This is a genomic window from Empedobacter sp. UBA6745 (assembly GCF_002453775.1).
Classification (GTDB): Bacteria; Bacteroidota; Bacteroidia; order Flavobacteriales; family Weeksellaceae; genus Empedobacter; species Empedobacter falsenii_C.
The window spans coordinates 1-12772 of record NZ_DKHL01000024.1 but is presented as its reverse complement, the minus strand read 5'-3'; the positions used below and the strand labels follow the sequence as shown (position 1 = coordinate 12772).

9 protein-coding genes are annotated in these 12772 nt (G+C 30.4%); 2 read left to right on the top strand and 7 right to left on the bottom strand.

What is annotated here, in order from left to right; translation table 11 throughout:
* Positions 1-662: 662 nt before the first annotated feature.
* Positions 663-995: a bacillithiol system redox-active protein YtxJ gene (gene ytxJ / locus B4H69_RS07470; RefSeq protein ID WP_180906450.1), complete on the top strand. Its 333-nt coding sequence runs from the start codon at positions 663-665 to the stop codon at positions 993-995.
* Positions 996-1326: 331 nt separating this feature from the next.
* On the opposite strand, the gene B4H69_RS07465 is transcribed toward ytxJ, so the two are convergent.
* Together B4H69_RS07465 and B4H69_RS07460 are read right to left on the bottom strand one after the other, a co-directional pair.
* The gene (locus B4H69_RS07465) at positions 1327-3090 is read right to left on the bottom strand and encodes a RagB/SusD family nutrient uptake outer membrane protein (protein ID WP_291093366.1); all 1764 of its coding nucleotides are present in this window, start codon (positions 3088-3090) and stop codon (positions 1327-1329) included.
* 17 nt (positions 3091-3107) lie between these two features.
* Positions 3108-6161, bottom strand: coding sequence for a SusC/RagA family TonB-linked outer membrane protein (locus B4H69_RS07460; RefSeq protein WP_180906452.1), 3054 nt, complete (start codon positions 6159-6161; stop codon positions 3108-3110).
* Between the two features lie 295 nt (positions 6162-6456).
* Between B4H69_RS07460 and B4H69_RS07455 the strand changes: the two genes are divergently transcribed.
* Positions 6457-7530, top strand: a complete 1074-nt coding sequence (locus B4H69_RS07455; protein WP_180906453.1) for a phosphatidylinositol-specific phospholipase C1-like protein — start codon at positions 6457-6459, stop codon at positions 7528-7530.
* 142 nt (positions 7531-7672) lie between these two features.
* On the opposite strand, the gene B4H69_RS07450 is transcribed toward B4H69_RS07455, so the two are convergent.
* From B4H69_RS07450 to B4H69_RS07430, 5 genes are all read right to left on the bottom strand, one after another.
* Positions 7673-9457, bottom strand: coding sequence for a metallophosphoesterase family protein (locus B4H69_RS07450; RefSeq protein ID WP_180906454.1), 1785 nt, complete (start codon positions 9455-9457; stop codon positions 7673-7675).
* Positions 9458-9780: 323 nt separating this feature from the next.
* Positions 9781-10233, bottom strand: a complete 453-nt coding sequence (locus tag B4H69_RS07445) for a copper resistance protein CopD (protein ID WP_180906455.1) — start codon at positions 10231-10233, stop codon at positions 9781-9783.
* Positions 10234-10315: 82 nt separating this feature from the next.
* A complete protein-coding gene (locus B4H69_RS07440; RefSeq protein WP_180906456.1) occupies positions 10316-10615 on the bottom strand; it encodes a hypothetical protein in 300 nt (99 codons plus the stop codon).
* A 451-nt stretch (positions 10616-11066) separates the two neighbouring features.
* Complete coding sequence (locus B4H69_RS07435) at positions 11067-11453, bottom strand: DoxX family protein (protein WP_180906457.1); 387 nt, start codon at positions 11451-11453, stop codon at positions 11067-11069.
* 78 nt (positions 11454-11531) lie between these two features.
* Positions 11532-12746, bottom strand: coding sequence for an NAD(P)/FAD-dependent oxidoreductase (locus B4H69_RS07430; protein WP_291093361.1), 1215 nt, complete (start codon positions 12744-12746; stop codon positions 11532-11534).
* Positions 12747-12772: the final 26 nt, after the last annotated feature.

Genomic DNA, 12772 nt, shown 5'->3' with positions numbered 1-12772 from the left:
AGATTGATTTATTTTAATTTTTATCTAGGACTAAATTAGAAACAGATATTTTAATTAACCGTTTTTAACCGTTTACAATCGAATATGTAGTAGTTTTACGACGTATGCATAACATAGTAGCGCATTAATTCAGGAAAATATTTTTAAAATGAATATTTATTCGAATGATAATTTAAGTTTATTTAATTAAATCAAGCCAAATCATTAACATTTAACTTTTTGTTAAAAATATTTTTTGAAGAAGTTTGGAATTTTTTGGAGAGAGAAGGAGGAAGGATATTATTTCATTTAATTAAAATACATTGAAAAAGATCTTAATTAAATGAAATTATTAAAAACAGTTTTTAAGATTAAATATTTAGCCATGAAATACCGAAAAAAACATAACAACTACTAGTTCATTTAGCAATAGGTTTTTATTGTCTGTTATTTTTATATACAGAAAGGGTTAAGTGTTTTATTCATCAATAGTTTAAAAGATTTAGGTGTGTTTTTGGTGGAGTGAATTTATTGAAAGTTTAACATTTTATAATAAGTATAAAAAAAAATCTTAGATCTAGTATTAACTATGGCTTGACATACAAAGGAAATACAATCATTGAATAGAATAGGTTTTTTCTTCTTTTCAATGTAATTTTATAGATGAAATAATTGAAACAAAAATGAAAAAAATAGATATTACAACTTTAGATGATTTAGACCAAATTGATCAAGCATCTTTTAATCAACCAAAAATTATTTATAAACACAGTACAACTTGTGGATTATGTGATATCATTTGGGATGTTGTAAAAGAAAGTGATTTTGAACTGAATTATTTAGATTTATTAACGTATAGACCAATATCTAATGAGATAGAACGTCGTTACAATGTTCAGCATGAGTCACCCCAAATCTTAATAATAAAAGATGGAAAATGTGTGTACAGTGCATCACATCGTAAAATAAAAAATGAAGAAATTCAAAAGCAACTAGATCAACTGGTTAATTTGTAGTATTTTAAGAATAACATTCTTTATATTTAAAAATTTCCATTTTGAACTAAAAGTAACATTCCTTTTTTTGGCTTAATTCTGAATATCTTCTAACTTTTTTTGATATAAGATTAGAATTGGTTAATAATCGCATTTTATTTTTTTACGACATTATACGCTTTTTAGTTGCTTTTCTTACAGTATTGTCTTTGGGAAAAAATAATTTATATGTTAATAACTATATTATTATGAGATGTATAAAAAAATTCTACTTGGCTAGCCAAGTAGAATTTTATACTTACACAGTTTATGATACAATGTCTAAATAAAGTATAATATAAAAAATTTTACTTTAATATCCTTTATTTTGTGTAAATACATTAGAAGCATCAATTGTTGCTTGCGGAATCGGGTAAATTCTTTTTGTAGGGGCAGTTACTGATTTTGCAGTTCTTGCTTCTTCAAATTTTCCGAAACGAATTAATTGTTTTCTTCTTACTAATTCCCAATATGTTTCGAAAGCGATTTCCTTTACTAAAGTAGCCTCATCAAGAGTAGTGATTGCAACACCTGGCGCATTACCAAATAATGCTTCTCTTGTTCTACTGGTTCTTAACATGTTAATATCTGCTAATGCTGCACTTGTATTTCCTTTACGGAAATAAGCTTCAGCTCGCAATGTATAAATTCCACCTAAACGAAACAAAGAAATATTTACCCTACCATTTCCATTGTTTCCAAAACTAGGATCAAACTCATATTTAAATACACGCGCTCCTCTGTTAATTTGATTTTGAGAAAGTACAGCTTGTAAAGGATTATCAAAGTTATATTCTGGAGTAAAATTAACAAGTAAATTGGTGTTTTTTTCCATTTTTAGTTGATTTACTTTTATACGTCCATTTACCATCTCAAAAGATCCATTCGCTAAAATAGTTGGACCATATTGAACACCTGCTTGAATACCTCTATTAAAATGAAACCAAGGTTTTCCCGTACCTTCTACTAAACTTGTAGCAGGAACACTAACATCAGTTCCATCATTCATAAACCAAGTTCCATCTTCATATTGGTAATGTCTGTGAAAACGAGGGTCTTCATGATTTCCATCCCAACTGTGGTAAAACTCTGGTGTCGTTCCTGTAGCATTAGTTCCTCTATTGTCTGGAGAAGGTTTTTGTGCACGTTCAACAGGCATATATGCAAAACTGTTTGAACTGTTTCTTAAACTATTTGCAGTTGCTTTTTGTACTACCGCAAATATTAATTCTGTTCCGTCATCATTACTAATATCAAAATTACGGAAGAAATTAGATTCTAACTTAAAACGTCCTGAATTGATTATATTTGAAGAATATTCAATTACTTTATCCATATCAGAAACACCACCACTAACAGCACTCTCATTAAAATCGAAAGTGTTGGAGTATCTATTTTTTAAAACAGCTCTGTTCATGTACATATCAGCTAATAAAGCATAAGCTGCTTGTTTAGTGAATCTTCCCATATGTGTAGATTGCTCTCCAATATTTGCTAAATTTGGTATGATACCTTCTACTTCTGTAATTAATTCATCAATAGCTACATCAGCTTTTCTTACTACAATTTCTGCATTTACATCCATTGGATCTCTATAAGGAGCCTGTCCGTATAGGTCTAATGTATGATAAGTATAAAAAACTAATAAACCTTTTGCTTCAGCTAAAAATAATTGTTTGTTAGCAACACTACTTTTCTCTATTGCTTGTATGGCGGTTAAAGATTTCGTTATTCCGAAATTTAAATTATCCCAAGCTGATTTTATTTGAGGATTTGAAGCGTCCCAAGTAAACTCAGATAATGCTCTCCATTTTCCACCATCTCCCCAGTCACTTCCTCGTGTAGGTAAAATTGCTTCATCAGTAGAGTATTCTTGTAAACCGAAAACATTTCCGTGATCTACGAAAGTTCCGTCTCCTAATTGTCCATAGGCTGCAGCAATTGCGTTTTCTGGACTTGGTGATTCTGATCCTAATCTTTCATCAACTACTTGCTCTTCTAAATCTGTACAACTTAAAATGCTCACAGAAAGTAATGCGAAAAATAGATAAGATATTTTTATTGTTTTTAATTTCATGATAATAAATTCTGGTATTAAAATTTTAAAGTTGCTCCAACCATAAATGTTTTCGCAGATGGGTAAGTTGCATAATCAATTCCTAATGATTGATTTCCTGATACAGCTTTTGATGTGTCAATCAATGGATCATATCCACTGTAATTTGTGATTGTCCATAAGTTTTGAGCGCTTACACATAAGTTTAAACTTTTTACCCATTTTAATTGCTCAACTCCAAAATTATATCCTAAACGAACATTATTTAAACGTAAGAAATCTGACTTCTCTAAATAAAGTGATGATAATTGCGGTAAATTTTCAGCACTTGCTCCAGAAGTGTAAAAATCTCTTAACAAGTTACGGTCTGATGCTAAATTGTTAATATTTAAATTGAGATTAGTATTATTGACTAAATATCCTCCTGCTTGACCAATAAAAGAGAATGCAAAATCAAACCTTTTATAACGCATATAACTGTTAAGCCCGTACGTTACTTTTGGAAGTGGACCTTCGAAAATTTGTCTATCTTCAGTTCCTACTGAACCATTCCCATCAGTATCTTCATATATGTATTTACCTTGCTCGTCAATTCCTAAATATTTTAGCATATAAAATGATCCTGCTTGGTATCCATTTTTATAAACATTAGCATAAACACCTGACATTCCTGGCCCAGAAATCTCTCCTGAATATATTTCGGAAACAGGTAAGTCTTTTACTTTGTTTGATAATGTTGCTGCATTTACATCTAATGACCACGTAAAATCCTTTTGATCGATAATTTGAGAACCTAAAGTCAATTCAAATCCTTTATTTTCTATTTTTCCATCTACATTTTGCCAAACTGTACTCGTTGGACTTAATGGCCCAGAAGGAATATTTAAAATCGGATCTAAAGTTGTTTTATTATAATATTCTAACGACCCATATAACTTACTATTGAATAAACTAAAATCAACTCCAAAATTTGTTTGTTCAACAACCTCCCATTTCAAATCAGGGTTTGCAGTTCTGTTTACCATTACTCCGTTAATCAAATCATTTTGATTATATAACCAATAACCCGCAGAAGAAGATAATGACGAACTCGCTTGCGTTAATTTATTCTGAACTTCTTGGTTACCTGTCTGTCCCCAACTTGCTCTTAATTTTAATTCATTTACAACAGAAGAACCTCTTAAAAATTCTTCTTTATTAATGGCCCAAGCAACTGCTAAAGATGGGAAATAGCCATATTTATTATTTTTTCCAAAACGAGTAGAACCATCTGCACGTAAAGATGCTGTAAATAAATAGCGGCTATCATAGTTATAATTTACACGTCCAAAGTAAGACTGTAATTCATTTTCTTGTGCGTAACCAGGACTTGGAATAAATGCAGTTCCAGAATAACCAGGATTATTCTCTGGTGCAACACCACTTCCTTGTTCTGCAATATTAGTCAAGCCAAAATAAGTTCCTGAAAATTTAAATTTTTGGTAAGAAAAACCTGCTAATAAATTAATAGTGTGTCTGTTGAATGTTTTGTCAAAAGTTAAATAATGCTCAACTAAATTACTCAACGACTCTAAATTACTTTGTGTGTACATTCCTCTCGGCGTTCTATCAGTAATGTTTGGGTACATCGTCGTATTACGTTCCGAAGTTGATTTGTCAATACCGTAATTTAATTTATAATTTAAACCAGGAAGAATACGTAAAGTTGCCTCAACATTTCCTAAAACTCTAAATGTATTTGTATGATCATTATACTTACTTAATAAATACATTGGGTTATAATGAGCGTTCATGTTGAAATTTGTGTAATCACCATTTTTATCAAAAACAGAACGTGTAGGATTAGCCATTAAGGCATGAATGACCAACTGTCCATCTGAACCAGCATTTGAACCATTTGGTAAACCGGTTTCTCTAATATCACTAGCTGTTAAATTGAACTTAACTTTTAAACGTTGATTGTCTAAGAAAGATTCTTCTGCATTTAAACGAGCTGTAGTTCTTCTGAAATTACTTGTTTCAATAATTCCATCTTGATCCATATGAGAAATTGATGCATAGTAGCTTCCTGTATTCGTTTTCTTAGAAAATGAAAAGGCATGATTTTGAGAAGTTGCTGAACGAAACAATACATCTTGCCAATCTGTATTTCCACCATGATCGTAAGAAGGATCTACGGCGTTTCTATACTCATCAGCATTCATCAAGTCTAATTTTTTAATCACATTCGAAACACCGAAGTAAGTATCATACGTAAAAAGTGCATCACCTTTTTTTCCTTGTTTTGTTGTAATTAAAACAACACCATTAGAACCTCTTGCTCCATAGATTGCTGAGGCAGAAGCATCTTTAAGAACAGTTATCGATTCTATATCACTTGTGTTTAGAAAGTTTAATGGATTTTTTGCGCTTGAACTTCCTAAACCAACATTGGGTCCACCAGAACTTACATTTTCATTGCTTAACGGCACACCATCTACAACAAATAAAGGTGTACTACCACTTCGAATAGATCCAACTCCACGAATAGAAACATTCATTCCAGCGCCTGGTTCTCCACTTGTTTGCACAACACGAACACCAGCTACTTTTCCTTGGATTAAGTTATCCACAGAAATGTTCATTCCTTCTTTAAATTGTTCAGATTTTAATTGACTTACAGATCCTGTTAGATCAGATTTTTTCTGAGAACCATATCCAACCAACGTTACTTCTTGTAAAGCATGTTCATCAGAAATACTTGTTTCACTCGAAATATGGATTGTCATTTCTGCCGAATCAATTACAACTTTCTGAATGGTAAATCCTTCTAATTGTACAGTTAAAGTTTGTCCAACCTCTGCCTCAATAGAAAATAAACCGTTCTCATCTGTTATTACTTCTTTTCCAGTTTCTACGATAATAACTTTTGCGCCCGAAACAGCAAATCCATTCTCGTCTTGTACAATTCCTTTTACAGTAGCATCTGCTGCTTGTATTTCGAAATTAGAATTGTCGTTCAAAACCTTTGCTTCCGCCTTGTTACAATACAAGAAAACAAATGCCAAAGGAATTAGTTTTTTCAGTTTAAAATGTTTAATTTTATGGTACATATTATTAAGTAAAGTATCACATTTACGATGCTTAACTTAGATTCCACTGTTGTTGTCGCAGCAGTGGTTTTTGTTAAGCTAGCTGTTGATTTGTTTTTCGGAATACAAAGTAAGTCTCTACTCTTTAAAAACACTTTAATTTAAAATCATCAAAACATAACCATAAGGTAAAATAATCGATTACATTCCTGAAAATCAAACAGAAAATTTACAATACTATAAAACAGACTTAACAATAACTAAAAATTGTTTGAGAATAAACAATGTAATTTCGGTTCTTATAAAAATTAGAGCAATGAAAAAGACCATTTTATTTAGTTTATACTTACTTCCTTTTAGTTTTTCTTTGGCGCAAACACAAACTTTAGAAGATTTAAAAATCAATGAAATTCAAGTTATTGGTTCGCATAACTCTTATAAGAAAGCTATATTACCAGAGGTTTATAACTATTTATCAGAAAGAGATTCTATGAATTTTTTACCAAGAATTCAGTACGAACATATTCCAATTCCTCAACAATTAGATTTAGGTTTACGAAATCTAGAAATTGATGTTTACGCAGATAGTAAAGGAGGAAAATATGCGCATCCTAAAATTTTAGATTTTGTAAAAACAACTCAGCCTTTCGATCCTGACAAAAAAATGAATAAACCAGGTTATAAAATGATCCATATAACTGATATCGATTATATGACATGGTATTATACACTTGAAGATTGTTTGAAAGATTTAAAAAAGTGGTCTGATGCAAATCCTAATCATACACCAGTATTTATTACATTAGAGCCAAAAGATGGCAAAGAAAATGAATTTAAAACAGAGCCTGAACATTACACAGAAAAATTATTTGATGATTTGGATAATGAATTGAGAAAATATTTAGGAAAAAATAAAATCATCACTCCAGATGATATAAGGGGTTCTTACAAAACTTTAAACGAAGCCATTACCAAAGGAAATTGGCCTAAAGTAAAAGATGTGAAAGGGAAATTTATTTTTGTATTAGATAATAATGGAGCAAACCGAGATTTATATACAAAAGGACATCCTTCTTTAAAAAACAGAATGATTTTTACAAATTCAACTCCAGGAACAGTAGAATCTGCTATAGTATTTAGAAATGACCCTGAGAAAACAGATGAAATTAAAAATTTAGTAAAACAAGGTTACATTGTCCGCACAAGAGCAGATGCTGATACGATGGAAGCTAGAAGTGAAGACTATTCTCGTTTTGAAAATGCGAAAAAAAGTGGTGCTCAAATCATCACAACAGATTATTATCAACCAAGTAAATTATTCAAATCTAATTTCAAAATTAGTTTCGATGATAATACTTACGAAAGAAAAAATCCTGTTGTAGGAAAGTAAATGATCTTTTTTTAATATAAGATGTATTGAAATAAAATCCTTGTCAAGGTTGAAAACCTTGACAAGGATTATTCGTTAATCTAAAATCGTAATATTAAAACACAATATTATCGCTGTCTTTCGTTGAATGAGCTTTTATTGCTTATATATTTTTGATTCTTTTTTCTTTAAAATCAATTTCAAAATGATTTGAAGGTTCACCATTCGATAAATGTGAAAGTATTTTAAACAACATTTTCAATTGTAAGATAAATTGATCTTTCGATTGATTCTCTGCAAATAATTCTACCAGCACTTTATATTGTTCCAATCGCTCTCTTGGAATATCTCTTTTCGCCAATTCATCTGCCGACTGAAATTTATAGAGATCAAGAATTAAATCATCAAATGTCCATTTTTTAAAATTTTTAGACTGAATTATTTTTCTATTTATTCCTTTGTAACCTAAAAGTAGTAAATCTTCTCCATTCAAGTTTTGTCCTTTTTCTATAAAATCTTTAGGCCAATCATTCGGAATCATTCGTAAACGAACCAATTCTTTTAGATGAAAAAGCATTAATTCTCTGTATGATTTCGTTTTCAAAATATCTTTGTTCCAACTTAATTTATTGCTGTCTTTTTGTAAAGCCAAAAATTCTTTTTCATATAATGGAAATAATTCATCAAAACGAGGTACATCATCTAAGATTTGTGTTTCAATTTCCATCTTATCAGCTGATTTTATTGTCAAAATTTTATAAGCCGGAATGTAAGCTGCTAAAGAAGGTACTTGAATATTTACTAAAAAGTCGTTTTCTGTTTTTCTACTTCCTGTATCATTAATATGCATATGCCCAGCAAAATGAATTTTAATTCCTGCTTCTGAGAAAACTTTTGCAACCTCTTCTTGTGGAACACGTTCCAATTGCCATTTTTTATCTCCCAATAATTTTTCTATTTCTGAAGATGCATCATCATTAAAATCAATCATAGGGTAGTGCGTAAAAGCAATTAGTGTTTTGCTTCTTTTTTTTGCTTCAGCAGTAATATTTTTCACCCATTCTATCAAGTGTTTTTTGTTTGTCAAAACATTGTTATAACCAATACTTGCACCTTTATAATTAGAAGGATTAGATGAATTTTCTTTTAAATTCTTTGGAATATACGTATTGCCATCAATGGCCAATAGCCAAACGTCTTTTATCGGTTCGACAACATAACTTAGGTCAGGAACCGAAAATCCTTTTTCGACTTCATACATCCTTTTAGTATAATCGGCTGCTACTAAAGCATCATCAAAAGAATAAGAGGAAATTAGATTTTTATTAAATGGTGTACTCCAAAATAAATCATCTTTTTGCGGATAAAATCCGAAGTCTTTCAATTCGTTTAAAATTTCTAAATATCCCGACTCAGCAATGTCTTTTGTATAAATTTTTGAAGGTTTTTCATCTATCTTTTCTTTACTATAAATTCCAAATGGTTTTCCATTCTCTCCTAAAAAGTCATCTTTTCCTGCATCTTTCCTAAATGGACCTACGGGGTCATGATTACCTGTTGTTAAGTAAAATTTCATGTTATATTTGCATTTATACTCTTCCAAAATTTTATGTAAACCTCTGAGATTATATGCTTGCCCATCATCTGAAAAATCGCCTGGCATTGCTACAATTTTTATATTTTTAGAAACAATATCATCTAGTGCAGCAATAAACGCAAAATAGTTTTCATTAAAAATCCTTGTCGAGTGCAATTGAGATTCCATCGTTCTCAAGATCGTTGCTTTTCCTGTTTTCGGATTGATAATTCCTTTAAAATCATTATCCGAAAAGTTGCCATACAAATCTTGAAAATGAATATCAGAAAGAAAGGCTAATTTAATTTCTTTTTGTTGTGCATTCAATATAGAAAAGAGAAGAATTAAAATAAATGAAATTTGTTTTTTCATGTGTGTAAAACAGCAAAACTAACGTAATATTAAATTCGTTTTATTTGAAAAGAAATTTATAACGATAAGTTAATTTGAGTTTTTAGAAATAAGTTTTAATGTTAAAGTCAGAATGACAAAATTTATTTCTGAAAATGATTTAAGTTCTACGTAATAAGTTTTGAGGATGTAATTCTGAAAGTTGAGAGATTCAAAGCCCGTATTCAGAATTACAGAAAAGAATTACTACCACAGAGATACATAGAACTGATATGAAAAAAGAAGAGTATTACTCTATATCTCAAAATAACAACAGATTGAGATTCTATTTACCAATAATTTAATTAAATCCCTCCATATCGTACAAAACTACCTAAAATTAACATCAGTATACTAATAGTTGTTACGGCTATGATATGAAATGTCATCAGAGGAAGTTTTGAATAATCTGATTTTAGACGAGGAAGCACATAAAACTGAGCGCTTATAGCCAATAAGACAATCGTAGCAAGGCCTATGAGTTTTAGCGAGACAACACGTTCGATTGGATTTTCGAAATGAAACCAATTACTGATTTTGATGGTATAAATATAGGACATTCTTACCCCTGTAATGACCATGATTAATAAAGCAGGTAGTCCAATACGTTCGTATTTACTTTCAAAAGAAAATAACTTTTCTACCGATTTTTCTTTCCATACTTGCGGTAAAATAACTAAACTTAATATAATATGACCACCCACCCATATTGTAGCGCCTATTAAATGAAAGATTAATAATAAATGTAATTCGTGCATATTTGTTAAGATAACAACATTTGGGTTTAAGATTTTATACGAGTTTGTTATTTACAACATCATCGTGTTCTTTTCTATGACCTTATTTCACTAAAATCAATTGACTATTTTCTAAAGCCTCTAACTTATGTATAACATTAGGTTCGATAGTTATATAATCACTAGAGCTTAACTCTATTGTTTGGTCATTTTCATCAGAATACACCACTTTTCCAGTAACACATAAAAGCAGCGCAGCTATTTTTGTGGTATGCTCTTTTAAAATATTATTTTCCAATAATTGAATTGATGTTACATTACTTGACTCTCCTTTGAAAATACTTACCGCACTGACACCCTTATCATTCGCATGAATGCTATTTAAACATGACAATTTATCCATCGTGAATTATTTTATCATCTAAATTTATTTCAAATCCATCAAATATTCTACTCAATTCTATGTATATTTTCTTATTTATATTCATTAATGATTAATCATTATAGATTGCTTCTAAAGAGGTTGTTTCGTGTTATTCTCTTTATTTTTATGTTATCAGTAGTAGTAGTTTAATTTTTGATAAGAATTCAGGAGAATTGCTATATACACATGATCCAAAGGATAAAAACTTTGGAGAAAAAGTTGTTAGAGCAAACTATGATATAGATGTCTGATCAATTTTAGATTACCTACAAAATATTCGTTTTTTTTGTAAGCTTAATTTGTGCTTTTCTACGAGTAACAGGTTTTATGACATGATGGAGAAGAAGGAAAAAAAAACATAAGTGTTATATTACTTCAATTTTAATCCATCTAACTAATAATTCTTGAGGGTTTAAATTTCGAATGATGGTTATTTTTGAGTTGATTTGATTGCCCAAAACATGAATAATGGTTGTAAAAATAATCTTGCTAAACGCTTTTGATCCGTATCTAGACCAAATCCATTTCTATGATTTTTATATTGAGCCCAATTTCCAGGAAATACAGCAGCGAAAAAAACAGCTGTTATTTTTCCAACAAACTCTTTTTTTTCTTTTGGAGCTAAAATAACAGCGCTTCCTAAAGCAATTTCGGAAATCCCTGAATATACAACGGTGTCATCTTTATCTAAGGGCACCCAATTAGGAACTTGAGCTTTAAACTCTTTTCTCGCAATTGTTAAATGGGTAATACCCGCTACCACTAAAAAAGCACCTAGGCTATAACGAGCTATATTTTGTTTCGTTTTCTTTTTCATAATTATATTTATTTAATATTTACCATCCAATTAGATTAGATATTCTTTCTGATAGTAGTTATAAAATTTATTTTTTTATTATTTAGTTGGTCGATCAAAACCAAAGGTTTCTAAGCGACTATCTTTTTGGTTAAGAATAATATTTTTTAAAACTTGAGCTGCAACCATCGAAAAAGTAATCCCATTTCCTCCATAACCTAATGCAAATAATGTTCGGTCACCTTTTTTCCATGGTCCCATATAAGGTAAACCATCATTTGTGGAGCTAAAAGTTCCGCACCAAGCCATTTCGGTATTGAATTCAATTTCTGGATATAATCGACTAAATTTACGTTCAAGAGTTTTGATTTTTGTTCGAAGTAAATCATCTCTTTTATCAGGATTTTGAAAATCTTCATCTTCACCACCAACGATCAATCGATTATCTTTTGTTGTTCGCATATAAAGATAAGGTTCTGCTGTCTCCCATATTAAGCTACGATTTGGCCAAACCATTTTTTCATCAATGGGAGCCGAACAAATCGCGTAAGTAGATAATAAATTCATTACTTTTTTAGGTAGAAATTGACCAGCTTCAAAACCAGTTGCAACAATTACATACTTGCAAGAAATAGTATGTCCATGCTCCGTCAATAGTTCGCAATTGTTCTTATTTTCGTCTATTTTTTCCACTTTTGTATGGGTAAAAATCTGTAATTGATGTTTTTCTTGATGATACTTTAATAAATTGATAGCGCCTTTATATGCATCCATCTGAGCAGAAGTATCATTTTGCAATGCTGCAATTCCATCAATATTTTGATAAGTTTTCAATTGCTTAGCATCTAAATACTTCACAGGCAAACCGACTTCTGTTCTTATTGCATATTCTTCGTCTAACAATTTTACACCTTGCTGATTACTCGCTAATAAAACTGTAGGAACACGTGTGAAATCAGCATCAATATTAGTTTTTTTGAATATATTTTCTATATCTGTAATAGATTCCAAGCAATTGAAATAAGCATCAATAGCAATTTTTTCGGGAACAATATTTATTAATTTACTTAATGGGGTATCAATTTCGTATTGTAATTGAGCAGTACTTGCTGCAGAACTTCCTGTGGAAATTGTTCGTTTATCGATAAGAGCGCATTCTATACCTGCTTCACATAATTCGTGCGCAACTAAAGCCCCTGTAATTCCAGATCCTATGATGGCAACATCTATTTTATAATTTTTGCGAAGAGGATGATATAAGTCGAAAAATTCGTTTTTAACAATCCAAAAAGGTAATCCAGAATGTAAATCCATATTATTTAGTTGTGTGGTTTAAAAAA